The organism is Devosia sp. J2-20 (genome assembly GCF_055808475.1).
In genome coordinates, this window is the sequence record NZ_CM147870.1 from 3,358,492 (window position 1) to 3,383,586 (window position 25,095).

The following is a 25,095-nucleotide window of genomic DNA, read 5'->3' on the forward strand; positions in this document are numbered from 1 at the left end:
TCGACCATTCGACAGACTTTGACGCTGCCAGCTATCTATGAAATGTTCTACTATATAACAATCTGGGATGCCAGCACGCGATGGACCGAATTTCTGATATTGTTCTGACGCTGGCCGCCACGGGTGGGCTGAGTGCCGCCGCGCACTGGGATGCCGCAGCCACCGAAAGCGTCCTGCTGGCGTATAAGGAATTCATCGATACCGAGGTCGCGCCGGGTAATGGACCGGCAGATCGCACCGGTTGCCGCATTGTTGATGGGCGCGTGCGCGTACCCTCCCCACTGCCCCAGAATTATAAAAGCTATGTCGATCTGGGCTGGCATCTGCTGCCGCTTCCGGTCTCGATCGGCGGCATTGGCGCGCCATCCCCGATATGCTGTGCGGGAGCCGAATTGCTGGCCGGGGCCAATCACGCCTTTCAGATGCTGGTGGGCCTGGTGCCCGGTGCCATCGGGGTCATCGAACGCTTTGGCACCCAGGCCCAACAGGACGCTCTTATCCCCGAACTCACCGCGGGCACGACGCTGGCAACGATGTGCCTGACCGAAGCCGATGCCGGCTCCGATCTGGGGGCGATCCGCACCAGCGGCACCCGGAATGTGGCTGGAGAGTGGACGCTGAGCGGCGAAAAAATCTTCATTTCCGGCGGCGATCAGGACCTCAGCGACGCCATTGTGCATCTGGTGCTGGCGCGTACCGGCGCGCCAGCCGAAGGCGTGAAGGGGCTGTCGCTGTTTGCCTGCCATGCGCAGCGCAGCGAACAGTATCGAAGTGGTGCGGATTGAAGAAAAGCTCGGGCTGCACGCCTCCCCGACCTGCCAGTTGCGCTTTGCGGGTGCCGATGCCCAATTGCTCGGTCAGCCGGGAGACGGGCTCAAGGCGATGTTCGTGATGATGAACCATGCCCGGCTTGACGTGGCCATGCAGGGGGTGGCCCATGCTGCGCAGGCGCATGCTCTGGCCAGCGCCTATGCGGACCAGCGTCGACAGGGCGGCCGGGTGATTGCCAGACATGGTGATGTGGCGCGCATGCTCGCTGAAATGGACGCCCTGACCCTGGGCGCCCGCGCCATGGGCTATCGCGCCGCCGCGCTGCTCGAGGACGCCGATCTGGCGGCCTTTCTGACCCCGGTGTGCAAGGTCTTTTGTACCGATACGGCTTCGCGGGTTGCTGATCTGGGTATTCAGGTTCTGGGTGGCTATGGCTATCTGCCCGAATACGGGATGGAGCAAATCTGGCGCGACGCGCGGGTGACCCGGCTCTATGAGGGCACCAATGGCGTTCTGGCGATGACACTGGTGCGACGTCTGCTGGGGGGCGCCAGCGAAACTGCGTTTCTGGAGGAGATCGATCAGGCGCTGTCGCTGTCCTCATCCACGCAGGCCCATACCGGCTTGGCCCAACTGCGCGCGGACTGGGTGGCAGCCGCCGCTGCCGTGCGCGCCATTCCCGAGCCCGGCATGGTCGTCGCACCGCTGATGGCGCTTACCGGCCTACTCTATTTTGGCGCGTGCTGGGTGCGGCTGGAGGCAGCGCAGATTTCCGGTGAACAGGCGGAACGAATGGCCCGATTGGGGCAGTTTGTCCGTGACGCCCTCTTGCCGGACGCGGCTGCACTGCGAATAAGGTGTCAGGCGCCCCGACGCGCCGAAAACGAGGATGGATGATGGAACAGGCCAGTCCCGCGCTGCGGACCAAGCCGACACGGCAACGCTTTGACGATGGCGCGGTGTCCGAGATTATTGGCTATCAGCTGCGGCGGGCGCAGATCCAGATCTTTCAGGAATTCATGGCGCGCTTTGCCAGCTTTGACATGCGCCCGTCCGAATATTCGGTGATGGCACTGATCGCCAGCAATCCGGGCAGCAAGCAGATCGCCATTGCCGAAGCGCTGGGCATCAAGCGCGCCAATTTTGTGGCCCTGATCAATACGCTGGAGGCACGCGGACTGGTGGAGCGGCGCCAGCCCGCCAATGACCGGCGTTCGCACGCCCTGTTCCTGACCAGCATTGGTATATCGCTGATGGAAAAGCTGGACGCGGCTCAGGCCGAGTTTGAGGCCGACTGCATCGCGCGCCTGGGCGGCACTGCCGAGCGCGACCAACTGATGGAATTGCTGTCCCGGTTGACCGACCAGCGCTGATCCGGTCGCTTTAGCGCGACAGCGCGTCGATGACGTCCTGGGGAATGGGCAGCGATTTGATGCGCCCGGCATTGTCGGGGTCATGGCCGGTCCAGACCCGGACCTCATGGGCCTCGATCGCCAGTTCACCCCCATTGAACAGCTTGTGGCCCACGACAAAGCTGGAGCGCCGCAATTCGGTTATGCTGGTTTCAATTGTCACCACATCGCCAAAGCGCGACGGCTTGGAGAATTTGGCGCCGGTATCGACCATGGCAATGCCGACAATGCCGTACTTCTTGACCCAGGCGATTTTCTTGATCCCCAGTGCTGCCTCAAAAAGATAGGCGGTGGAAGCATCGAACATGCGGAAATAGTTGGGATAAAAGACGATGCCGGCGGGATCGCAATCGCCAAATTCGATCTCAACCTGACGGGTATTTATCAGCATGGTGGGCTTCCTATTTGGGCTGCATACGGAGCGCGCCATCGAGCCGCACGATCTCGCCATTGAGATAGTCGTTTTCGATCATGGCCAGCACCATCTGGGCAAACTCTTCGGGCGCGCCCAGTCGAGCCGGATAGGGGATGGCTGCCCCCAGGGCGTCCTGTGCATCTTGCGGGAGCTCGGACAGAAGCGGCGTCTTGAACAGGCCCGGGGCGATGGTGAGCACACGCACCCCGAAGCGCGCCAGTTCGCGCGCCACCGGCAGGGTCAGCGCCGCGATGCCACCCTTGGACGCGGCATAGGCGGCCTGCCCAATCTGGCCTTCAAAAGCGGCCACCGAAGCGGTGGAGACAATGACGCCCCGCCCACCATTGGCCATTGGTTCGGCCAGCGACATTTCGGCAGCTGCCAGCCGCATCATGTTGAAGGTGCCAATCAGATTGACGCGGATGATCTTTTCGAAGGCGGCCAGCGGCAACGGGCCGTCGCGGCCCACCACCCGGCCAGCGCCCCCAATGCCGGCGCAATTGACCAGAATTTGCGGACAGCCAAAGGCGAGACGACTGGCGGCGAGCGCCGCTGTGGCGCTGCCTTCATCTGCCACATCGCAGGCAGCGAAAAGACCATCGATTTCCTTGGCGACCGCGGCGCCGGCATCCGCGTTCAGATCAAGAATTGTCACCCGGGCCCCACGGGCGGCCAGCGCGCGCGCCGTCGCGGCCCCCAGGCCCGAGCCGCCGCCTGTCACCAGTGCCGTCGTGCCGGCGATGATCATGGGATTGCCTCGGGGTTCTCGAGCAGCAGGGCAATGCCCTGGCCACCGCCGATACAGGCCGAGGCAATGCCATAGCGCAAGCCGGATCGCTGCAGTTCGCGGGCCAGTGTCAGGGTGATACGTACCCCAGTAGCGCCGAGAGGGTGGCCGATGGCGATGGCTCCGCCATTGACGTTGAGCTTGGCTTGATCAAGGCCAAGTTCGGCGACGCATGCCAGGATCTGCGCGCCAAAGGCTTCGTTGATCTCGACGCGATCAATCTGGTCCAGGCTCAGCCGCGCCGCATCGAGCACCGCGCGAATGGCGGGTGCGGGACCGATGCCCATGATATGGGGCGGCACCCCCACCGCAGCGCCAGCGATAATCCGTGCCAGCGGCTTGAGCCCCCTGGCAGCAATATACTGGGCCGAGCCAACCAGCGCCGCGGCCGCGCCGTCAACGATGGCCGAGGAATTGCCACCGGTCTGCACGCCGCCAAAGGCGGGGCGAAGCTTGGCAAGCACCTCATAGGGCGAGGGCCGGATGTGGCTGTCCTGGGTGACGCTGTCGACGCCCCGAGCCAGTTTGATGCCCCGGCTCTCAAAGCCTTCCATGGCAAACTGTTCGGTGCTGACCGGGGTGATTTCGCCAGCGAGGAAGCCCGATTGCCGAGCGGCGATGGCACGCTCAAAGCTCTGGCTGGCAAATCGATCCACGGCTTCGCGGGAGATGTCATACTGCCTGGCAAGATTCTCGGCCGTGTCGCCCATATTGCACAGCACGGCGGGGTCCATCAGGGCCTCCCAGAGAAAGTCCTTGAACTCGACCTGCCCCATTCCAAAGCCATTGCGATGGGTATAGGCAGCGATGGGATTGCGGCTCATCGATTCTGCGCCGACGCCCAGCGCCAGTTCGGTCCGCCCCAGGGAGACCACATCCGACGCCTGCATCAGCACCTCAATGCCGGTGCCACAAATGCGCTGCACCAGATGGGCGGGACGATCCACCGGCACCCCGGCATAGATACCGATATGGCGCGGCGTCATGAAGGCGTCAAAGGATGCCTGTGCCATGGAACCGGCAATGGTGGTGCCAATATCGGCGGGATCAATGCCGGCCTTGTCGATGACGGCCCGAGCCGCCTTGATGCCCAGATCGATGGGCGAAATCGCCGATAGCGCACCACGGTAATCGACAAACGGCGTGCGCATGCCATCGATCAGCCAGGCGTCAGCATAGTGGGCCTGCAGGCCATGTGAAGCTGTGCTCATTAATTGGCCTTTCGCGCGAATGTCAGGACATGGTGGGGTGCCGGATCGCGGTAGAGATCGGCAAATAATTGCGGCCGCGCCGCCAGCACGGCACGCTGGTTGATCGAGCCCTTGTCAGTGACCTCGCCCGCATCAAGTGCTGGGGGATCCGCCAGAATGATAGCGCGGGCAATATGGCTGGCACTGCCGGTCGCCTTGGCTGCCAGGGCGTCAAAGCGCTCCTGAAACGCGGTCCGGACGGTGGGGTGTGCTACGATATCGGCGCCGCTTGCTTCAGCGTCCAGACCCGCCAGACGTCGACAGGCCTGGAGATCAGGAAACACCAGTGCGGCGATGTAATTGCGATCCAGCCCGGTCAGCACCAGATCGCGCAGCAATGGCGCTCCGATGGCGATGGCACCGCCGCGCACGCCGCCCATATTGACCCAGGTGCCGGTGGCGAGCTTGAAGTCCTCGGTCACCCGACCGTCAAAGACAAACCCGGCCGACAGATTGTCGGGGTCAGCAAACTTCATGGCGTCGCCGATCTTGTAGTAGCCCTCTTCATCGAAGGCCTCGGCAGTCTTGTCGGCCTGCTTCCAATAGCCCGGTGTCACATTGGGGCCGCGCAGGCGCAGTTCGAGCTTTTCGGCTGATGGCACCAGCTTGACCTCCAGACCCGCAGCGGGCAGCCCGACCAGCCCGGCGCGATCAACCGTCCAGGTGGTGGTGAAGGCAAAGGGGGCGGTTTCGGTCGAGCCATAGCCGGAAATGATGCGGATACGTTCGCCGGTGGCGGCCAGCGCCGCAGCATCGAGCCCGTCCCAGACATGCTGGGCCAGGCTGGCGCCGGCATATTGCATGACCTGCATCCGGCTGAAGAAGGTTTCGCGCAGCCGCGCATTGTCGGCCAGATGCTCGACCAGCAGCTCGTAGCCCTTGGGCACATTGAAATAGAGCGTGGGCGCGATCTCTTCGAGGTTGCGGACGGTGCGCTTGATGCCCTCGGGTGTGGCCACACCATCATCGATATAAAGGCTGCCGCCATTGTAGAGCGCAATGCCCAGATTATGGCTGCCGCCGGCGACATGGTTCCAGGGCATCCAGTCCACCATGACGGGCGGCGCATCGCCCAGAAACGCCAGGGCGGTGCGGATCATTTCCTGATTGCAGGTCAGCATGCGCTGGGTGGTGATCACCGCCTTGGGCATGCCCGTCGAGCCCGAGGTGAACAGCAGCTTGGCCACCGTATCGGGTGTCACGGCGTCATGCGCCTGGGCGACCGCGGGGGTGATCGCTGTTTCGGCCAGTTCGCTCCAGAGGTGCGAAGGGCGACCAGCGATGGGGTTGGTGCGCACTACAACGGGCACGTCAGGACCGATCGCTGCTGCGATCGCCGGCGCAAATCGCGCGCCGTCGCTGGCATAGACCATGCCGGGATTGAGCAGGCCAACAATGTGCTTGAGCTTGGCGTGATCCCTGGACACCAGCGAATAGGCGGGCGAGACCGGCGCATGGGGTACGCCCACCAGCATGGCCGCGTAGCCCAGCAAGGCGTGTTCGATCTCATTGCCCGACAGGATCAGCAAGGGGCGCTCAGCGCTCAGTTCGGCATCAAGCAGCGCAGCGGCCAGCGCCTGCACCTTTACCCAGGCTTGACCATAGCTGAGCCGGCGCCATTCACCGTCCGCGCCCCGATCTGCCAGAAACAGCGCCTCGGGCGCCTGTTCCGCCTTTTGGGCGAGCACGTCAGTCATGGCGCGCGGATAAGCGCCCAGCGTCTCGCTGGAGCGCACATAGATCACGCCATCGGCGCCCCGGGTCATCCCCGCTCGCATCTGCCCCATGCGCACCGGCCGATACACCACTCCATCCCGCATCACCGCTCCTCCATATTGTTATGATACATAACAATATTGTCGCAGGGAGTTCAAGGGGTGGAGGCACGGCCTAGCCCATAGCTTTGGAGCATGTTACGTGGTCCTTGGCGTAGAATGCTAATGGAGATACAGCGGCGATGCTGGAGAAGATTGAGCGTCTGATGTTTCGTGCCGTACCACTATGGCTACTTTTATTCGCCATCATCGTACTCGCATGTGGGACCGCAATTTTTTCGGCAAGCGCCGTTTTCGTTGAGCGCGGCGGGGATCTGGGACTGCCAGGCAAGATCGCCCATCGCACCAGCACGCTTCCAATGACAATCATGGCAGCAAAAGAAGAACTGCTGGAAGAAGACGTATCCGTGGCGCACGCGTTTCCACTCAAGGACGGAATTGAGATCTTCAGTTCGCCTCAGGACGGCTATCTGGCAGTGAACCAGACAGATGATGAGTTTGGCTACCTAAAGGTTTCTCTGCTCGACATCGCCTCAGGAGAAGAAGTGCACAACTGGCGCGCCTTGCCCTCTTGGTTTGACCCCCTTGACGCTCAGGGGCTCACGGCGACGCGCAGCGGCATCGGAATGGGTTATGTCGATATTGAAAGGGGGAACTGGTGACGCTGGTCGGTGCGGAAGGCCGCCTGATCAAAGTTGATGCGGATTCTCAACTGGTTTGGGAAAACCACGAGTACATCTATCACCATCTGATAAATCTTGATGCCGACGGGAATATCTGGGTACCCACCCAAATCGATGCTCACCCAGCAATGATGACATTTCAGCCGCAGTACAGAGACGACGGCTTTGCCCAGATTTCTGCACAAGGGGAGGTCCTGTACCACAAATCGGTCACCGACATTCTTCTACAAAACGGGCTGGAGAACCTGCTGTTTATGAAGCTCGTTGAACCCGATTAGATACATCTCAATTCTGTTGATGTTGCCGACGCCGATACTCCCTACTGGAAAAGGGGCGACGTTCTCCTGAGCCTGCGTCACCTTTCAATGGTGATATTGTTCCGCCCCTCAACCGACAAGGTAATCTGGTATCAAGTCGGCCCATGGCTCAACCAACACGATGCAGAATTCAGGGAAGACGGGCAAATTTCGGTGTTCGGGAATGACGTGGTGACCAACCATATTGACCGCACAACCGAAAAGTCACCATATCGCTATGGCCACAATACGATCTATGTACACGATTTCAAAACCGGGCAAACTACGAAGCCATATGACGCGCAAATGGCGGCCAGCCCAGTAAATACCGTTACGGGCGGTGCCGTCTCCTACGCGCCCAGTGGACGCTTTGTGATCAACTATGACAACCAAGCCGTGGCTGATATCTACTCCAGTTCAGGCAAGCTGGTTGGCCGCTATGCTCGATTGAATGCTGCAGGCCGCGCTGTGCGCGGGTCAGTTATGCTGTTTGATGATGGAAACTACAATTGGCTGGAAAAATGAGAGCATCACACCGCAACCGCCTGGATTTGGCACATAAGATCGTTTTGGCCGGATCGATTGTTCTGGTTACTGCATGTTTCACTGCGCAGCCGGCCTTTGCCTATATTGGCCCTGGTCTGGGCGCGGGATTGATTGCGACAATATTTGGCATTCTGGGAAGCATTGGCTTGCTAATTGCCGGGATTATCTATTTCCCGATCAAGCGCGCTCTGAAACGCCGCAAAAGCAAGAATGAGGCGCTCCCGGCGTCGGATGGAGCTGCGGGGGATCAGAACTCTCCGAAGGAGAGATAGACGTGCTGCTTGCCACAGTCTGGCTGTTTCTAGTAGCAGCGTTGTGGATGATAATCCGCCCGCTTCCCGCTGCGCGTGCGATAGCCAGCCTCTCACGTCGCGCGGCTAAGGCTCTCGGATCACCCTCAGGGTCAGACGACTCAAAGCAACGGGCGTCCTTCCTGTTTTCGCGTCAGATCATGCTACAGACACTTCGGCTGACCGCGTTTCTGGCACTGACTCTTTTATCGGGTGCCGTGACAACGTTCGCGCTTCACCCGCGCTACAGTCTGGACGATGTGACAAATACCATGTTCAGCCCAGAAGTTCTGATCTGGCTCACGGTTCTTGGCTTGGGCTGGATTGGTGTGAGCTACGCCGCGAGAAAAATCCGCCGTGGCTAATGGTTCAACTGACTACGGTTTTTACGCCAGGCTACTGCACGACATAGTGCTTTCGCGCCCTATGGTAGGCGAATTTCTGTTTGATATTGAATCCGCGCGCAAGCAGCCAGAAGTTAAGCCAACCACTGCTGGAGCGCATGTTCTAGTCTCAGGCTGCGCGCGCGCTGGCACAACGCTCGTCACCAATCTACTCCATCAGACCGGGCAGTTCTCGAGCCTGACATATCGCGATATGCCCTTCGTAATGGCCCCTGCCACATGGGCGACAATTTCAATGAGGGATTCCCGCGCCAGCGCACCTCGGGGTCGCGCCCACAATGATGGCGTCGAAATTTCCTACGACTCACCCGAAGCGTTTGAAGAAGTCTTTTGGCGAACATTCGACCCGGCATATTTCAAGCGTTCCGAACTGAACCACCATCACGTAAACGATCAGATCATCGCCGCTTACCGGCAATTCGTGACGAACGTGATCCGTGCCAAGACAAAATCCAGATATCTCGCAAAAAACAACAATGCGGTTGTGCGCCTCTCCAGCTATGTAGAAGCTTTTCCTGACATCCGGATAGTAATAGTCTTCCGAAACCCGATGGAGCAGGTTCGATCTCTGCTGCGGCAACATGAATTATTCGCCAAAATGCACCGCAACGATGCGTTTTCTTTAAGATATATGCGATATCTGGGGCATTTTGAGTTCGGACAAGCACATAAGCCTTTTGTGTTTGAACGGGCAGTCAGCGCACATTCTTCGCCAGAGCATGCTGATTACTGGCTTGACCGCTGGGTTGATATTTACCGGCACGTGCTGAAAGAAGCGGCCTCTATTCCTCCAGGCAATCTGCTGTTTGTGAACTACGACCGTCTTGTTCGCAATCCGGCAGAGAACTGGCACCAAGTCCTGGATTCTCTTGGTCTGGGAAACGATAGTGGGTTGCGCAATTTCTCTTCGATCATCCGGCAACAAACGCCAACACCTATGCCGCCCGCTGAGAATGATGGCGAACACGAGGCTATTGGCCTCTACGAAACCCTTACAGCGCGATCGGTTGGCCACATATAGTGTATGTTGCTGACCGTTGAACGATGATATCTGCTGCACCCCTTAGACCGAGTTGGGACAACAAGAACGTGCGAAACACTAGCGACCGGGTGGCTGTAGCATCCCGTTCATTTTCAACTAACCCCGTCCTCCGAGCTGAGTTGCTGGAGCGTTACGAACACGTGACCTTCAACGACGAAGGGCGCCGACTCGTTGGGGATGATCTCGTGTCTTTTCTACGCGGGCACCAGAAGGCCATTACGGCCCTCGAGACAATAGATCAGGCAGTAATCCGCCAACTGAGCGATCTCAAGGTCCTGAGCAAGTATGGTGTCGGCATCGATATGGTCGACACGGCTGCATTGCACGAAGCTGGTATCGGCTTTGGGTGGACAAAGGGGGTAAACCGCCGGTCTGTATCCGAGCTTGTTCTGTCGGCAGCGATATCTTTGCTGCACCACGTCCCCGCTGCAGTTGCCGAAGTTCAAGCGGGAAAGTGGCGCCAATTGAACGGCAACCAGCTGACAGATAAGACTGTCGGAATCGTTGGCTTCGGACATGTCGGCAGGGATTTGGTGGAACTACTGCGCGCCTTCTCCTGCCGAATCCTGATCACCGACATTGTTGACATGAGTAGCTATGTTCGCGACACGGGATGCGAACAAGTTGATCTCGATGTGCTGATGCGGACGTCCGACGTCATTACGGTCCACACCCCGCTCGACAAAAGCACTCGCGGGCTGATTGGGGCAAAGGAGATCGCATCGATGATGTCCCACGCCATTCTAATCAATATGGCGCGCGGCGGAATAGTGGACGAAGCTGCGCTTCTTGAGGGGCTCGACGCAGGCCGACTTGCTGGGGCTGCACTTGATGTGCTGGAGCTCGAACCCCCGCAGACCGAGTGCGCAACCGCGCTGATCAACCATCCCAAAGTAATCGTTACGCCCCACATGGGGGGGTCGGCAAAGGAGGCGGTTCTGGCCATGGGGCGGGCTGCAATTGCTGGCCTCGATGACTATGTCCTTTAACTCTTCGGCCTCCTTGGACGACCAGCAGCGCATCCGGTTCGTTGACGTGTCGGGCATCGGCAGCTCTGGAAAATCAGCGGTGACTGACCTTCTCCGCGAATTCGATGGTCTATATGTCCCGCATTTCCAGTTTGAGTTCGATCTCATCCGTGCACCAGGAGGGCTGCTGGACTTGCGCCACGCCGTTCAGGAGGACTGGTCTCCTGTCCGATCTCACGCTGCGCTCAATCGTTTTCGGCGTCTGGTGCGGACTTTGGGCATTGATGCCAAGCCGTGGCAGCTTGGAAAATTGTTCAGCAGCGGTAGCCAGCGCTATTCGCGGCAATTTGGCCCGTCCTATTTCAAGATATGGGAGACATTTTGCGAGGCGCTTGTAGCGCTGCGCTACCGGGCAGAATGGCCCTATGACGACTATGAAATACCGGGCTGGTGGCGCTTGGCCAAGCGGGTATTGAAGCGTTTGGGTATGCGAGAAGCATTCCTGCATCAGGTTACCGTTATAGACGGTAGCCGCTTTGATACGCTGGCCCGCCATGCCATGCAGCAATTATACGCGCCGTTGATGACACCCGGTCAGACATTGGCCATCCTTAATAACGCACTGGAACCGTTTAACCCATCACCGGGTCTGGACTTGCTCGGAGATGCACGACAAATAGTGGTTGTCCGAGATCCTCGCGATGTTTTCGCCACGGGTCAGAAAGCGAGTGGGGACGTAAAAACGCGTGGCATGCAGGCCTTCGACAATGACGGGTTGAACAAGACTTTCCTTGCCAGCGACGATGTTAGCGCGTTCTGTCTCCGGCACCGCCTTCATTGGGACTCGCTGCCCAAGTCTCGTGACCGGCGAATAATGCGTATCTGGTTTGAAGATCTTGTCGAGAAACCCGAACAAACCGTCGCTGAAATATTGCGCTTCCTAGACCTGGACCCCGCTGGACACACAGCGCCACGAACAGCCTTCAAACCTGAAGTCAGCCGCAAGAGCGTACGTGCTGCCAGACACTTTCCCGATCAGGAGGCAATCGCCGTTATCACTGACAAATTGCCCGATTGTCTCTACCCCGACTGGTAGCGGCTAGAGGGCCAGTGCTGCCTTCAAGGTATCCAGAAAGAACTGATCAGGTTTGACCGTAATCGCTTCGATCCTCGCTTCGGCGCCCACGGGGATGATGATCCCATAGCCGGCATCACTGTTTTTCTTGTCTTTCGCCATGGCGTGGAACACCGCCTCTGCGTCGATCGCATAGTCTGCAAATGATGCGTAGTTCTGTTGCAGAATGCCCAGCATACGATCGCGATGCCCCGCGTCAGCCTTGCCCAAGGCCACGGCGAAGTCATTGGCGATCTTCATCCCCATTGTCACGGCGATACCGTGCGGGATGCCGTAGTGGGTCGCGGTTTCGATGGCATGGCCGAAACTGTGACCAAAATTGAAAATCTTGCGTGGGCCACGATCAAACTCGTCAATTTCAATATAGCGCTTCTTGATGCGAAGTGCCCTCGAAATAAACTCAGCCAGCACGGCGTCGTCGCTCACTAGCTGATCGAATTTTCCTGCCAAATAGTCGAACGATTCCGGCCCATCGATGGCGTGAACTTTGATGATTTCACCAATGCCCGAGCGGACCTCGTCGTCTGGCAGTGTCTGTAAAAACCCCACGCCGACGAAAATTTGCTTGGGTGGATAGAAAGTCCCAAGGATGTTTTTACCGGCATTCATATTGACCGAACTCTTGGAACCAATAGCGCTGTCTGCCTGTGCAAGAAGCGTGGTTGGCACAAAGTGCCACGGTATACCGCGCATAAAGACGGAAGCTATAAAACAGGCAATATCCTGTACGACCCCCCCACCAATTGCTACCAGGGTCTGACTGCGCTTGAGACCGAGTTCCGCAAGTTGCTCGAGAACCGGGACGATTTTGGCAATCGACTTTGCATCTTCGTCTGCCTCAATGAAGATACAGGGGGTGCCGTCCAATACTGCAAAATCGGCGGCGTAGAGTTCCGCCACCCGCGCGTCAGCAATCACCACGCACCCCGGCAGCAGAGCTGCTGCTATCGCTTCGCCGGGTGAGCCCGCGTAGGTGACTGAGTAGGGACCCACATGCGATTGAATCTCGAGATTCTCAAGCACGGGTAAAACCTCCGTCAACGGGAATGTTTTGTCCGGTTATGAAAGTGTTGGCGTCGCTGCCCAGCCATTTAACGAAGGCGGCAACTTCTTGCACGTTTCCGAGCCGGCGCGCAGGCACTCGACTGAGCAAGGCATCAATCTGGCTGGAACTGAGCAGCCCGCGTGTCATCTCTGTATCGATGAAACCAGGGGCCACAGAATTGGCCAGGATGTCGTGCTGACTGTGTTCGACTGCAATGGCTGCTGTCATACCATCGATAGCGAACTTGCTCGTTGAGTAGCTGGCACGAAACTCCTTGGAGCGCATACCCCAAATCGATGAAATGTTGACGATTCTTCCCCAGCCATTTTCCAGCATGTTTGGGATAACTGCCTGCGAAAAGCGAAAAGGCGCATAGACATTGACGTCTTGTACGCGCCTGAATTCAGCCGGATCGATTTCGGCAAATGGCGCAATCTTGTTGATGCCCGCATTGTTGATAAGAACGTCAACACGCTCTTCTGCTAGCGCATCGGCGGTTTCGTCAACGGCAGCTGTATCCGCCAGATCAAAACCAAAGTGACGCGCTGGCTTGAGTTCTTCGCGTGTCCATTCTTTGGAGCTCAGCGTGAGGACACGGTATCCGTCCGCTGCGTATTGCCGGGCAATTTCGAAGCCTATCCCTCGGCTTGCCCCGGTGATGAGAACTGTCTTTTGCGCGCCACCCATTATGTCCGCCCCGGGTTGAGATGATTGGTCATATAGGAGACAAAGACGTGGTTGAGGATCAAATGCGCGTCCTCAGCCGGGCCATATTCCGCAGGGTCAGTAGGCACGTGAATGCAGAGGTCGGCCATTTCCCGAAGTTTGCCACCGGTGACGAAGGAAGTCAGTGCGATTGTGGTCAGCTCGTTCTTGCTGGCCCAATCGAATGCATGCACCAAATTGGGAGAGTTTCCCGAGGCGGAGATAGCGATCAGTAGATCGCCAGGTTGGGCCTGATAAGCCAATTGCCGGGTGAATATCTCGTCATAGCCGAAGTCATTGCCCACGGCGGTCAGAATCGAGTTGTTGTCGCACAGGCTCATGGTGCGAAAGGGACGGTCCGCCAGCCGGCTGCCAATAGCAAGGTCGTTTGCCATATGGCTGGCGGTAGATGTGCTGCCACCATTGCCGATGATGAAGATCATCCGGCGCTGTTCGCGTGCGGCAATCATAGCCTTGGCGACGGCGTCAATTTCGGCCCCGTCGATGCCGTCGAGAATCTTGGCCAGATGGCGAAAGTAATTCTTCGAGTAGCGTGCGATGTCGTCGTCGTGCAAGTTTAGCAGCGTGCTCATTGATCAGCCTCAGGCGTCGGGATTGTCGATAGCAGCAAACTGCCGCCACTCAGGATCGCTGTAGTAAATGCGGAAAACCTGCTCCATGGTGCGCAGCGCATCGAGTGATGACCCGCTGTCCACCGGTGTGTCTTGGCGAACATGAGCCACAAAGTCATCAACCTCCGTTTGCCAACTCGGATCATGATTATAGCGGATCAAGGTTTCCTTGGGGTCGCCCTTGTCGCTCTCCGGATTGGCCTCAATGATGGCGAGAGTCTCGGCACCATAGCTCTTCGAACCAGACAGGATGCCTCCCAGCAGAACAGCGCCACGTTCCATGGTGATATCGAGACTAAAACGGTGTCGCCAGCTGGTCGCGGTACTGTTTAGCATAGCAACGACACCGTCAGAGGTCCGCATCAACGCATACGCGTTATCCTCGACATCATACCCCCAGAACGAGTTGGAGATGAAGCTGTGGACGTCCGTAAAGTCGCCAGCAAACAGCCGCATTAGATCGACCATGTGGATGCCCTGATCGAGCAAGACGCCACCGCCCGCCATTTTCCTCTGGGTGCGCCAATCCGACTGACCAAAGGTGATGATCTGGGACTTCCCATAGACACCGCGTAAGCTGATTATCTTGCCGTAGGTGCCGCTCTCGATGACCCGCTTCGCCTCCAGAACGCTCTCATGGTAGCGATGGTTGAAGCCGTACTTCAACTTGAGACCAGGATGCGCCAACTCTGCTTCGCGAACTTGGCGGATCTCAGCAACGCTGCGCCCTGGCGGTTTTTCGCAGAAAACGTGGCACCCCTTCTCGAGTCCCGCAATTGTAGCGTCGGCAGCCACATCGTTGGTCAGACAAACGACAACCACGTCGAGTTCTTCCGATGCTATCATGCTGCGGTAATCAGGATAAGCGGACACGTCCTTGGGCGGTTCGCTGTCAGCAAAGCGCTGGTCAGCGACGGCAACAACGGTGGTGTCTGGATTTTTATCAAAACACTGGTGGCGCCGACTACCCACCACGCCATGACCGGCAATGCCTACGCGTAGGCTCATACAGCACCTCTATTCACTTGAGCTAGCTCATGCTGGCTTTCGGGCCAGCACCCAAGTGTGCGAGCTGAGCCGGTTCTGGGCAAGAAACTGCTGAAACGCCGCCGCAGTTGTATCGTCGTTGAGCAATGCCTTGATGAAGGGTTGGCTGTCCAGCAATTCGGGAAGCTCGCTCAGCTTGTTGCGAACGATATCCACATCAAGCTTGCCCGGGGTCAGCACCTCGACATCAGTCAGGCCAGCGCGACGGCACAGGATGTCAAAGCCCTCAACCGACATGAAGTTGAGGTGATGGGGTGGGAACACCGCGTTCGCATGCTCGCCGAGCACCGTGATATCAAAACCGTCAGCCCCTAGCGTGGTAAAAAAGACCCAGCCGCCAGGCGCGGTGAATGCAGCAAGGTTGGATATGAAGCGCAGGGGATTGTGTACATGCTCCATTACCTCGAGCGAGCACACCAGATCACCTCGGCCATCCAGATCTTTAACGTCTTCAGCCAAGGCTTCTCGCACTTCGAAGCCAAGCTTGCGGCAACTCTCGATCATCTCCGACGACGGTTCGACAGCAATGCCCGAAGCGCCTTCGAGCCGTCCCACCAATTCGGAGAGAAACATCCCGTGCCCAGCACCGACATCGACCACCGTCCGGGGCTCGAAACCACGATCCTTGAGCATCTTGGCGAGTTCGGCGGCACGCGGCGCGAATACGGCAGTCCGCCGCGCCTCTGCTACTTGGGGAAAGAAGGTCTTTGCCCAGAAGTCGGAAGATTCCGAGTTGACGTAGAACTGTTCAAAAACCGCCAGTTGGGGGCGCGGGGTCTGAAACAGCGTGCCGCAGTCGCTGCAGCGTGAATAGCCAAAACCATTCTTCTCAAAGGCAGGCAGGACGTTGCCGCTGTCACAGGCTACGCAGGGAACCACGTCACGCGCGCCATCGGCAAACAGCGTCGTTGCATCCTGCTCGCTTAACCGCAGGTATTCGTTGAGCAACTCACGTGGTCGTATGTCTTTTTCGCGCATCTGAGCTAGCTCCGACGGTTCAATCTAACGTCAGGTAATGACGGGTTACCGGATCAGCGCGGAGCCATGCTTCCATGGTCTTGAGCTCTTCTGGGGTATCAACACCGAGTGTCGCTGTCGGGTTCTTGATCAGCTTGATCTTGCGCCCATGCTCGAGAGCCCTGTTCATATCAACAGATTCGATCTGCTCCAGAGGTGTTTCTTCCTGATCAAGGAACCAGGCCAGCACCTCGCGCCGGAAAGCGATGATCCCAACTTGCATCCAGCGCGGTAGGTGACTCTGCCCCTTCCAGGGAGATGGGATCTGCTCACGCGAGAAATAGAGAGCGTTCATTTGCCGGTCGAACACCGTCTTGACGTTATTGACGTCAGCAAATGCTTCATCGGAACTGAATTCGGAGATAATGTTGACGATATCGACCGAAGTGTCCTCAAAGGCCGGCACCATGGCGGCAAGAGAGGACGGCGCCACAGCGGGCTCATCGCCTTGCAGCATGATGACATAGTCGTAAGAGACACCGGTCTCGGCCTCAATGTGAACAAGGGCTTCGGCCGTTCGGTCGGTCGCGCGCTGGTGGCTTTCCGAGGTCATAACCACGTTACCGCCAATTGAGCGCACATAGTCGTAGATCACCTGATCACAGGTTGCCACGTATACGGCGTCAACGCCGTCGGCCAACTGTGCCCGTTTGACACAGTGACCAAGCATCGGCATGCCACAGATTTTTTCTAGCGGCTTGCCTGGAAAGCGCGACGAACCCATTCTTGCCGGAATGACAATAAGTGTAGCCAACGACCATACCCTAATCTGAATGCAGTGATTGTATCAGGTGAGCAATGCCAACGCATCGTTCATGCCCCGGTGCATTAGCCGGAAATCCACTCCATAGGCTATCATACGATAACCCATATCGACCCTAGCCTGCAGATCGGCTGGATTCGGCTCTACCACATGATATCCGGCGGGCAAACCCATTTCCCGCCCCTTGGCCAGCAAGGTGTCCATCGCTTGAGCGAACTCCGGAGTCGTGAAGTCGCCGGGGGATCCTAGGCTGCAAGACAGATCGTACGGACCGACAAAAAAGGCATCTATTCCGGCCACCGAAAAAATGTCATCCAACTCAGCGATGGCTCGCTTGTCCTCGATCTGGACAATTACCAATGCCCCCTCCTGCGCCCAATCAAACTGCTCACGGAACCCGTTTCCGTAGGCCTGTGCCCGACCGAGGCCCACTCCACGCGTGCCACTTGGTGCATATCGCGTGGCGGCGACTGCATCCTTGGCCTGCTGCACAGAAATTACGTTGGGAATCATGATGCCGTGTGCGCCCGCATCAAGGATCTCGTTTGATCAACGCGGCATCAAGTTCAGGAGGACGTACCAGAGCGACCTTGCCAAGCAGATCAACCACGCGAATAGCCTCCGCGACATCGCGGAGGTCCAGCATGGAATGCTCCATGTCAATCATGACCCAGTCAACGTTAGTTCCGGCCAGCACTTCGGATATCCCGGCGTTTCCAAGCGTCTGCCAGGCGCCAATGCAGGGGGCGCCCGATTTGAGCTTTGCGCGGAGTGCGCGGCCAGATTCAAAGTTCATAGTGAAACTCGTTCAGTGTTAGGTGACAGTCTGTGTAAAACGTCGCTTTTGCTAAGCGGACAGATGGCACAGTGGCCGATGTGAAGCAACAATCCGGGCAGCTGCAAAGAGGAACGTGAGACGGCTTACTTGATGGCTGAGAACAATTTTTCCCTGTAGTCCTTCCGCTGGGTGTGCGTGAATGGCCCAAGCTCTGGCAGTCCTATTGTTTCACTGCCCATTCCTGATATCTGACCTGACAGCCACAAACAGCGAAAGCGTGCCAGCTTGCCTCAACTTCCCAGACTATTCTTCTGTTTCCCCTATCGGGGTGTTGGTGGCGTCGGATTGCTGTTCTTGCGTATCGGCACCTACCTGGCCGAGAAACACGGGCTGGACGTGACGCTGATTGACTACCCGGATGGGTTCATGGCGACAAATTTGCGCTCCGAAAAGGTCACCATACTACCCTATAGCGACGAGGGGGCGACACACGTCCCGGCTGACGCCATTCTTGTACTTCAGGCGATGAACCCCTGGTCTATCTTTCCAGGTCTATCTGTCTGTCGGGAGACCCGACTGATTTTCTGGAATTGCTTGCCCTTTAACCTCGTACCCGCATTGCCGGGCTTGCGTGAGATCAGTTACCGCACGCCCGCTTTGCTGATGGCCAGCCTGTCTACCCTGCTCGCAGGTCGGCGGAAAACAAACCGCCAACTGGTAGAGGCCATGCACGGGCGCCACTCCATTTTCTTCATGGACGAAGAGAATGTTGGCGCTGTCCGGCGCTTCCTGAAGGCGCGCGTAGACGACCCTGTTTTTTTGCCTATACCGGTGGCTGATCCAGCCCTGTCTGTCGTCCGACAGGCGCGCGATCTCCGTCATAGCGCCCTGCGAGTTGTTTGGGTTGGCCGGATCGCCGACTTCAAACACCACATACTCGTGCGCGCGATGCTGGATCTGGATGGTTACAGCCGTCAGAGCAAGCAAGCTGTCGAACTGACAATCGTGGGTAGCGGCGCTTTTGCTGCAAGGGTGGCGGATCAGGGATCCGAGCTTGAGTTTGTTGACCTGACGCTCATCAACAACGTACCCCCCGACCAACTGGATGCTTTTTTGACGGACCGGGCGGACATCGTCATGGCGATGGGTACGGCCGCTCTTGATGGCGCAAGACTGGGTATCCCAACTATCCTGCTCGACCCGAGCTACGGCCCCGTCTCGCCGGCTTACCTCTATCGATGGCTATTTCAAGAGAGCGGTTTCACGCTGGGACGCATTCTGTTTGATCCTGCCAGCTACCCTGGCGGCACGCCCCTCACCGACATGCTGAGCGACTTCACAGCCGATAGTCAGAGGCTGTCGCAGCTTTCGCTAACATACGTGGCGACAAATCACGCGCTCCCCAAGGTCGCCACCAAATTGGTCTACTTTGCAGAACGCGCGACCTATAAGTGGGGCGATTTGGTCGATTCGGGCGCGAACCGACGTGACTGGATCTACCGAGCCTTTACATTTGCGAGAAATTTGGTGGGGAGAGGACGTTGAAGGTTCTAATTCTAGCTGGCGGCTACGGCACACGGTTGGGCGAAGAAACAGCCCAAATACCGAAGCCCATGGTAACCGTCGGCGGGCGGCCAATCCTGTGGCACATTATGAAGCTCTATGCATCTCAGGGGTTCAATGAGTTCGTGATCCTGCTTGGTTACAAGGGATACGTGATCAAAGAATATTTCATGAACTACTTCCTGCACCAGAACGACGTCACGATCGATCTGGCGAACAATGAAGTGCTGTTCCACAATCAGCATGAAGAGGACTGGAAAGTCACTCTGCTGGATACCGGCGAATCCACGATGACCGGCGGCCGCGTGCTTCGCGCCAAGGACTTCATTGGCAATGAGCCGTTCATGCTCACCTATGGTGATGGCGTATCAAACATCAACCTGAACGAACTGCTGAGCTTCCACCAGGCACACGGCAAGACTGCGACCATGTCCGCAGTGCAGCCCGATGGCCGCTTTGGCACCTTCGAGGACGAAGATGGCCTGGTGACCAAGTTTGTCGAGAAACCGCGCGGCGATGAGGCTTGGATCAACGGCGGCTTTTTTGTCTTTGAGCCGCAGATATTCGATCATATCAGCGAAGGTGACCGGTCGGTCCTTGAGGATGGGGCGTTGCAGTCGCTCGCCAATAGCCGCGAACTGGTCATCCGCAAGCACCATGGTTACTGGAAGTGTATGGACACACTCAAGGACAAGCTTGTTCTCGACGAGTTGTGGAACAATGGCTCGCCTCCTTGGAAGCTTTGGTAACCGAATTCCTTAACAATCGACCCGTGGGGCCTGATGTTCGATAATTGCTACAATGGAAAAACCGTCCTTGTGACCGGACACACCGGCTTCAAAGGAAGCTGGTTGACGGCTTGGCTCATGCGCATGGGGGCTCGTGTCGTCGGATTTTCTGATATGGTTCCGACACAGCCGGCGCTGTTTGACCTATTGGAGCTATCCGGCCAGATCGTTGATATCCGCGCTGATGTCCGCGATCTGGATGCTGTGCGACGTGCCATTCTTGAACACCGGCCCGACTTTGTATTCCACCTTGCAGCTCAGCCTCTGGTATCGGTCGCCTATGCCGACCCCGTATCGACATATACGACGAACATTGTAGGCACCCTAGCTGTTCTGGACGCTCTGCGCTCGGTTGAGTGGCCCTGCGTGGCGGTCATGATCACGAGCGACAAGTGCTACGACAATGTTGAGTGGACTTGGGGCTACCGGGAGACCGACGCAGTTGGTGGCAAGGATGTGTATTCCGGTTCAAAGGGCGCCGCGGAACTGGTCATCAAGAGCATGTTCCACTCCTTCCTTACGCCAGAAAAATCCTCGGTTCGCATTGGCGTGGGGCGCGCCGGAAATGTCATTGGCGGCGGCGACTGGGCCAAAGACCGCATTGTCGTCGATGCCATAAAATCATGGCAGACTCTTACACCTGTCACCATCCGCAGCCCCAACGCCACTCGTCCCTGGCAACACGTTCTGGAGCCACTCTCGGGCTACCTCGCTCTCGGACAAAGTCTGGCGGAGAACCGCACGCCGAGTGGTGAGGCGTACAATTTCGGCCCAAGCGGCGAACAAAATCGCTCGGTCGCGGAGTTGCTCGACGCGCTCTATGCCAACTGGGGCAAGGAACAGAGTTTTGCTCCCTACACTGTGCAAGGCCAGTCCATGCAGGAAGCGGGATTGCTAAAGCTCAATTGCGACAAGGCCATGCACGCGCTGAAATGGACACCTACCCTGGCTTTTGAAGAGACAGCCGAACTTACAGCGCAGTGGTATCACGGTGTCATCGTGGGGCGCGCAGACCCCGTTGCCCTGACTTCTGAGCACCTCGACCGGTACCTTGCACTGGCGAACGAGCGCAACAAGATCTGGATGACCTGATGGCATCGCACCTCACATGGAGCCCCCTGGCAGGCGCGGCGGTAATGCCATCGGGGTTGATTTTGACGCCTGAGCGGCAAATTCCAACCTCGGGCGGCGCTGTGTTCCATGCGCTAAAGCAGACCAGTGCAGGTTTCAAAGGATTTGGTGAGGCCTATTTCTCCCTGGTTGACGCTCAGACAGCGCGCGACTGGAAGTGCCACTCACGCATGACTCTTAACTTGGTGGTCCCGGTAGGCAAGGTGGCGTTTCTGCTTGCCAGGCGGGTAGGAACCTCGTGGGTCGACTATCATTATGCGGTGCTTGGGTCCGAGAATTATGCAAGGTTGACCGTATCTCCAGGCTGGTTCATGACCTTTGTCGGCTTGGGGCCCGGACAGAGTTTACTTATGAATCTGGCCGATATCGTTCACGATCCGGATGAAGCCGAGAGACTGGAAGCGGGCTTTGGCCCAAGGCTGCCTGACACCAAGCAGTTGACAATGGGTAGAGGGCCAATTGCCTCATGATTTTGGTAACGGGTGGAGCGGGGTTCATAGGCTCCGAAGTAGTGCGTCAGCTGATTTCGGCAGACCGACAGGTCGTGGTTGTTGACAGCCTCACCTATGCAGGCTCGCTGGCGAATCTGGAAAGCGTTGCCGGAGCATCGAATTTTTGCTTCGTACAGGAAGACATCTGTCATGCAGACGCTATGCGGCGCGTCTTTGCAGAATTCGGGGTATCACAGGTCATTCACCTGGCGGCGGAGTCCCACGTGGACCGTTCGATCGACAACGGAATGCCCTTCATCCAGACCAATGTGATCGGCACCGCAAACTTGCTCGAGGCAGCGCGCCTCGCATGGTCGAAATCTGGCTCGACATCACACCGGTTCACCCATGTGTCGACAGACGAGGTTTATGGCGATCTCAGTGAAGCTGAGCCCGGCTTCACCGAGAAGTCCCCCTACCGCCCTTCATCGCCATATTCGGCGAGCAAAGCCGCCAGCGATCATCTCGTGACTGCGTGGGGCCGAACCCATCAATTGCCTTACGTGATTACCAATTGTTCCAACAATTACGGCCCCTTTCAGTTTCCCGAAAAGCTCATTCCGCTGACCATTGCTCGGTGCCTCGAAGGCCAATCGATACCCGTGTACGGGAACGGGCAGCAGATTCGTGACTGGATCCATGTGTCCGACCATGCTCGTGGCGTAATCATGGCGCACGAAAAAGGACTAAACGGCGAAAGCTACCTGCTCGGATCGCGCAACGAACAACGCAATCTGGATTTGGTTCGCCGCATTTGCGACGAAATGAATGACCTGTTGGGCCGCGACGACCTGCATCGACTGATCACATTTGTCGAGGACCGAAAGGGACATGACTTGCGCTATGCGATCGATCCAACCAAGGCAGAGGCCGAACTGGGCTGGGCTCCGGAGATCGACTTTAGCTCCGGGCTCCGGACGACCATTGAGTGGTATGTCAACCGCTTTAGAGGGGAAGCATCATGAAGGGTATATTGTTGGCAGGCGGTCAGGGCACGCGCCTCTATCCCGCGACCCTTGCGATCAGCAAGCAGTTGCTGCCGATCTACGACAAGCCGATGGTCTATTACCCGCTATCGGTTCTGATGCTCGCCGGCATAAGAGACATTGCAATCGTCTCTACACCGCATGATCTGCCACAATATGAACGCCTGCTGGGGGATGGCAGCCGCTTTGGCGTGCGTCTGACTTATATCTCGCAGCCCGAGCCTGGCGGGATTTCGCAGGCCTTCATTCTTGGCGAAGAGTTTCTAGCCGGCGAGCCATCCAGCTTGATCCTTGGCGACAATATATTCTTCGGTCAGGCCTTCAGCCAAGGCCTGCGTCGCGGACACGAACTGACGCATGGCGCGATGGTATTTGCCCATAAGGTTCGTGACCCGGAAGGCTTTGCTGTAGCCGAATTCGACGAGACGGGAAAATGCCTGTCGCTAGAAGAGAAACCAGCGTCACCAAAATCAGACTGGGCTGTCACCGGTTTGTATTTCTACGATGGACGCGCCTCCGAGATGGCCAAAACCCTCTCGCCGTCGCCTCGCGGCGAACTGGAAATTACCGACCTGAACCGGCTCTATCTGGAAGAAGGCAGTCTGATTGTCGAGCGTATGGGCCGCGGCTTTGCCTGGCTCGATACCGGCACCCATGACAGCCTCATGCAGGCGGGACAATTTGTGCAGACAATCGAGCAACGACAGGGCTTCAAGATTGCCTGTCTTGAAGAGATAGCCTACGCGCAGGGCTGGATCAGCAAGGAAGAGCTCCGAGCGGCAGGAATGAAGATGAAAAGCACCAGCTATGGGCGGGCAATCCTTGATATCGTCAATGAAGCTTGAGACGCAGCATCAGGTTATCGCGCTACCAAAACGGGCGGATCCCAGAGGTATTCTGGTTCCTATCGAACTGACCTCCCAGGTCCCCTTTACGGTGCAGCGCGTCTATTTCATCACCAAGGCGGACCCTGCACTGCCGCGCGGCTTCCACGCCCATCGTCGGACACGAGAAGCGATGGTCTGCGTTAGCGGCTCATGTGATCTGCGTCTTCGCTCACGAGACGGCGCTCAGACCAGCATTGAGATGGACGACCCAGGACGCATGGTCATTATCGAGCCAGGCTTGTGGCGCGAAATGCACAACATCACAGAAGACGCTGTTATCCTTGTCCTGGCGAGCCTGCCATACGACGAGGGTGACTATATTCGTGACCAAACAAGCTTTGACATGGAGCAGCCCAAAGGGGTGGTCACGGCCGTCAGTTCGCTCGATCTCAAGCGCGAGAATGCCGCTTTCGAGCCTGCATTGAGTGCTGCTGTGCAGCGTGTTGTCGAGTCAGGCTGGTATGTGGGTGGGCCCGAGGTCAAGGAATTCGAGGAAAGGTGGGCGGCGTTTTGCGGCGCGCGGCATGCTGTTGGCGTCGGTAACGGCCTGGACGCCATGGAACTCGTGCTCCGCGCCTGGGGTGTCGGTCCCGGCGATGAAGTCATTGTTCCAGCCAATACATATATCGCAACTTGGCTGGCTGTTGATGCAGTCGGTGCCCGCGTTGTCCCGGTCGAACCAGACCCGGCGACCTTCAACATATCAGCGCCCACTATCGAGCCGGCACTGACCAACCGCACGAAAGTCGTGCTGGGTGTCCATCTATATGGTCGCTCCCTGGACCATGCGCCCATTCGCCGGCTTTGCGACGAGCGAGGCATCAAATTCCTGGAAGACGGTGCGCAAGGGCATGGTGCCAGCAAGGACGGTGTTCGCGTTGGCGCCCAGGGACACGCTGCAGCTTTCAGCTTCTATCCCACCAAAAACCTGGGGGCACTCGGCGACGCCGGAGCCATCACTACCGACGATCCGGCGACCGCTGAAAGCGTTGCGCTGCTGGGTAATTATGGGTCCAAGGTGAAGTACGTCAACGATGTGAAGGGCCGAAACAGTCGACTTGACGCAATCCATGCCGCAGCTCTGTTGGCCAAGTTGCCCAGACTGGATTCAGGTTCAGAGCATCGCCGCATTTTGGCGGGCCGATATCAACAGAAACTAGGCAAAATCGAGGGGCTTGAGCTGCCTGCAGCCCCGCTATCTGCGGAAGAACATGTCTGGCATACCTATGTCGTTCGGTGTGCGGACCGGCTTGGCCTTCAAACACACTTGCAGCGCCAGGGAATCCAGACTCTGATTCACTACCCAATTGCGCCATTTGATCAGCAAGCCTATGCCGACTATGGGCTTGATCCTGCTAATTTTCCGATCAGTCGCAGCATTCACAAGAACTGCCTGAGCCTGCCGATTTCGGCCACGCACACTGAGCTCGAAATTGATCATGTCTGCGACGCGATCAGCGACTTTTTCGCTCAAGAGCAGGCATAGAC

General features: G+C 57.7%; 26 protein-coding genes and 2 pseudogenes. 17 read left to right on the forward strand and 11 right to left on the reverse strand.

All coding sequences use genetic code 11. The annotated features are described in order from the left end of the window. The first annotated feature begins 80 nt into the window (after window positions 1–80). From AC0L37_RS16605 to AC0L37_RS16615, 3 genes are read left to right on the forward strand one after another with little or no spacing between them, the layout of a single operon-like run. Window positions 81–785: an acyl-CoA dehydrogenase family protein gene (locus AC0L37_RS16605; RefSeq protein WP_282222592.1), complete on the forward strand. Its 705-nt coding sequence runs from the start codon at window positions 81–83 to the stop codon at window positions 783–785. After that, window positions 745–1,668, forward strand: a complete 924-nt coding sequence (locus AC0L37_RS16610; protein ID WP_473313441.1) for an acyl-CoA dehydrogenase family protein — start codon at window positions 745–747, stop codon at window positions 1,666–1,668. The genes AC0L37_RS16605 and AC0L37_RS16610 overlap by 41 nt, the downstream gene beginning before the upstream one ends. Then, complete coding sequence (locus tag AC0L37_RS16615) at window positions 1,668–2,144, forward strand: MarR family winged helix-turn-helix transcriptional regulator (protein WP_282222590.1); 477 nt, start codon at window positions 1,668–1,670, stop codon at window positions 2,142–2,144. Before AC0L37_RS16610 ends, AC0L37_RS16615 begins: the two co-directional genes overlap by 1 nt. Window positions 2,145–2,154: 10 nt before the next feature. Here the strand turns inward: AC0L37_RS16615 and AC0L37_RS16620 are convergent, their stop codons facing one another. The 4 genes from AC0L37_RS16620 to AC0L37_RS16635 are packed head-to-tail and all read right to left on the reverse strand — an operon-like array spanning window position 2,155 to window position 6,455. Continuing rightward, complete coding sequence (locus tag AC0L37_RS16620) at window positions 2,155–2,574, reverse strand: acyl-CoA thioesterase (RefSeq protein ID WP_269370453.1); 420 nt, start codon at window positions 2,572–2,574, stop codon at window positions 2,155–2,157. Between the two features lie 10 nt (window positions 2,575–2,584). Further along, window positions 2,585–3,346: an SDR family NAD(P)-dependent oxidoreductase gene (locus AC0L37_RS16625; protein WP_282222589.1), complete on the reverse strand. Its 762-nt coding sequence runs from the start codon at window positions 3,344–3,346 to the stop codon at window positions 2,585–2,587. Then, a complete protein-coding gene (locus AC0L37_RS16630; RefSeq protein ID WP_282222588.1) occupies window positions 3,343–4,596 on the reverse strand; it encodes a thiolase family protein in 1,254 nt (417 codons plus the stop codon). Before AC0L37_RS16630 ends, AC0L37_RS16625 begins: the two co-directional genes overlap by 4 nt. After that, window positions 4,596–6,455 (reverse strand): feruloyl-CoA synthase, encoded by a 1,860-nt coding sequence (locus tag AC0L37_RS16635; protein ID WP_282222587.1) that lies wholly within the window; start codon window positions 6,453–6,455, stop codon window positions 4,596–4,598. Before AC0L37_RS16635 ends, AC0L37_RS16630 begins: the two co-directional genes overlap by 1 nt. Window positions 6,456–6,592: 137 nt before the next feature. On the opposite strand from AC0L37_RS16635, the gene AC0L37_RS16640 reads away from it, so the two are divergent. The 7 genes and pseudogenes from AC0L37_RS16640 to AC0L37_RS16670 all read left to right on the forward strand — a co-directional run bounded on the left by AC0L37_RS16640 (window position 6,593) and on the right by AC0L37_RS16670 (window position 11,735). Then, window positions 6,593–7,072: a hypothetical protein gene (locus AC0L37_RS16640; protein ID WP_282222586.1), complete on the forward strand. Its 480-nt coding sequence runs from the start codon at window positions 6,593–6,595 to the stop codon at window positions 7,070–7,072. Then, window positions 7,069–7,914, forward strand: a pseudogene (locus tag AC0L37_RS16645) (arylsulfotransferase family protein). Before AC0L37_RS16640 ends, AC0L37_RS16645 begins: the two are co-directional and overlap by 4 nt. After that, window positions 7,899–8,207, forward strand: coding sequence for a hypothetical protein (locus AC0L37_RS16650; RefSeq protein WP_282222585.1), 309 nt, complete (start codon window positions 7,899–7,901; stop codon window positions 8,205–8,207). Before AC0L37_RS16645 ends, AC0L37_RS16650 begins: the two are co-directional and overlap by 16 nt. A gap of 2 nt (window positions 8,208–8,209) precedes the next feature. Then, the gene (locus AC0L37_RS16655; RefSeq protein WP_282222584.1) at window positions 8,210–8,590 is read left to right on the forward strand and encodes a hypothetical protein; all 381 of its coding nucleotides are present in this window, start codon (window positions 8,210–8,212) and stop codon (window positions 8,588–8,590) included. Further along, the gene (locus AC0L37_RS16660; protein ID WP_282222583.1) at window positions 8,583–9,650 is read left to right on the forward strand and encodes a sulfotransferase; all 1,068 of its coding nucleotides are present in this window, start codon (window positions 8,583–8,585) and stop codon (window positions 9,648–9,650) included. The genes AC0L37_RS16655 and AC0L37_RS16660 overlap by 8 nt, the downstream gene beginning before the upstream one ends. Before the next feature lie 161 nt (window positions 9,651–9,811). After that, on the forward strand, window positions 9,812–10,660 hold the full coding sequence (locus AC0L37_RS16665) for an NAD(P)-dependent oxidoreductase (protein ID WP_282222582.1): 849 nt from the start codon (window positions 9,812–9,814) through the stop codon (window positions 10,658–10,660). Then, entirely contained in the window at window positions 10,632–11,735 is a 1,104-nt protein-coding gene (locus AC0L37_RS16670; RefSeq protein WP_282222581.1) for a sulfotransferase, read from the forward strand. The genes AC0L37_RS16665 and AC0L37_RS16670 overlap by 29 nt, the downstream gene beginning before the upstream one ends. A gap of 3 nt (window positions 11,736–11,738) precedes the next feature. Here AC0L37_RS16670 and AC0L37_RS16675 read toward each other — a convergent pair whose 3' ends face one another. The 7 genes and pseudogenes from AC0L37_RS16675 to AC0L37_RS16705 all read right to left on the reverse strand — a co-directional run bounded on the left by AC0L37_RS16675 (window position 11,739) and on the right by AC0L37_RS16705 (window position 17,779). Beyond that, window positions 11,739–12,797, reverse strand: a complete 1,059-nt coding sequence (locus AC0L37_RS16675) for an AroB-related putative sugar phosphate phospholyase (cyclizing) (protein ID WP_282222580.1) — start codon at window positions 12,795–12,797, stop codon at window positions 11,739–11,741. Next, on the reverse strand, window positions 12,790–13,506 hold the full coding sequence (locus tag AC0L37_RS16680) for an SDR family NAD(P)-dependent oxidoreductase (protein ID WP_282222579.1): 717 nt from the start codon (window positions 13,504–13,506) through the stop codon (window positions 12,790–12,792). The genes AC0L37_RS16675 and AC0L37_RS16680 overlap by 8 nt, the downstream gene beginning before the upstream one ends. Continuing rightward, entirely contained in the window at window positions 13,506–14,117 is a 612-nt protein-coding gene (locus tag AC0L37_RS16685) for a D-sedoheptulose-7-phosphate isomerase (protein ID WP_282222578.1), read from the reverse strand. Before AC0L37_RS16685 ends, AC0L37_RS16680 begins: the two co-directional genes overlap by 1 nt. Window positions 14,118–14,126: 9 nt before the next feature. Then, window positions 14,127–15,164 carry a Gfo/Idh/MocA family protein gene (locus AC0L37_RS16690; RefSeq protein WP_282222577.1) on the reverse strand — a complete coding sequence of 346 codons (1,038 nt, stop codon included), beginning with the start codon at window positions 15,162–15,164 and terminating at the stop codon, window positions 14,127–14,129. A gap of 27 nt (window positions 15,165–15,191) precedes the next feature. After that, the gene (locus tag AC0L37_RS16695) at window positions 15,192–16,181 is read right to left on the reverse strand and encodes a class I SAM-dependent methyltransferase (protein ID WP_282222576.1); all 990 of its coding nucleotides are present in this window, start codon (window positions 16,179–16,181) and stop codon (window positions 15,192–15,194) included. A gap of 19 nt (window positions 16,182–16,200) precedes the next feature. Next, entirely contained in the window at window positions 16,201–16,974 is a 774-nt protein-coding gene (locus AC0L37_RS16700; RefSeq protein ID WP_282222575.1) for a 3-deoxy-manno-octulosonate cytidylyltransferase, read from the reverse strand. Window positions 16,975–17,007: 33 nt separating this feature from the next. Continuing rightward, a pseudogene (locus tag AC0L37_RS16705) lies at window positions 17,008–17,779 on the reverse strand (HpcH/HpaI aldolase family protein). A 327-nt stretch (window positions 17,780–18,106) separates the two neighbouring features. Here AC0L37_RS16705 and AC0L37_RS16710 point away from each other — a divergent pair. Genes AC0L37_RS16710 through AC0L37_RS16740 form a run of 7 tightly spaced genes read left to right on the forward strand, consistent with a single transcriptional unit; the run spans window position 18,107 to window position 25,093 of the window. Beyond that, window positions 18,107–19,306 (forward strand): glycosyltransferase family protein, encoded by a 1,200-nt coding sequence (locus AC0L37_RS16710; RefSeq protein WP_282222574.1) that lies wholly within the window; start codon window positions 18,107–18,109, stop codon window positions 19,304–19,306. Then, the gene (gene rfbF / locus AC0L37_RS16715) at window positions 19,303–20,073 is read left to right on the forward strand and encodes a glucose-1-phosphate cytidylyltransferase (RefSeq protein ID WP_282222573.1); all 771 of its coding nucleotides are present in this window, start codon (window positions 19,303–19,305) and stop codon (window positions 20,071–20,073) included. Before AC0L37_RS16710 ends, rfbF begins: the two co-directional genes overlap by 4 nt. A 33-nt stretch (window positions 20,074–20,106) precedes the next feature. Next, on the forward strand, window positions 20,107–21,204 hold the full coding sequence (rfbG, locus tag AC0L37_RS16720) for a CDP-glucose 4,6-dehydratase (protein ID WP_282222572.1): 1,098 nt from the start codon (window positions 20,107–20,109) through the stop codon (window positions 21,202–21,204). After that, window positions 21,204–21,713: a dTDP-4-dehydrorhamnose 3,5-epimerase gene (locus AC0L37_RS16725; RefSeq protein ID WP_282222571.1), complete on the forward strand. Its 510-nt coding sequence runs from the start codon at window positions 21,204–21,206 to the stop codon at window positions 21,711–21,713. The genes rfbG and AC0L37_RS16725 overlap by 1 nt, the downstream gene beginning before the upstream one ends. 41 nt (window positions 21,714–21,754) lie before the next feature. Further along, window positions 21,755–22,699 (forward strand): dTDP-glucose 4,6-dehydratase, encoded by a 945-nt coding sequence (rfbB, locus tag AC0L37_RS16730; RefSeq protein WP_473313462.1) that lies wholly within the window; start codon window positions 21,755–21,757, stop codon window positions 22,697–22,699. After that, window positions 22,696–23,565, forward strand: a complete 870-nt coding sequence (gene rfbA / locus AC0L37_RS16735) for a glucose-1-phosphate thymidylyltransferase RfbA (protein ID WP_282222569.1) — start codon at window positions 22,696–22,698, stop codon at window positions 23,563–23,565. Before rfbB ends, rfbA begins: the two co-directional genes overlap by 4 nt. Then, window positions 23,555–25,093, forward strand: a complete 1,539-nt coding sequence (locus AC0L37_RS16740) for an aminotransferase class I/II-fold pyridoxal phosphate-dependent enzyme (RefSeq protein WP_282222568.1) — start codon at window positions 23,555–23,557, stop codon at window positions 25,091–25,093. The genes rfbA and AC0L37_RS16740 overlap by 11 nt, the downstream gene beginning before the upstream one ends. Window positions 25,094–25,095: the final 2 nt, after the last annotated feature.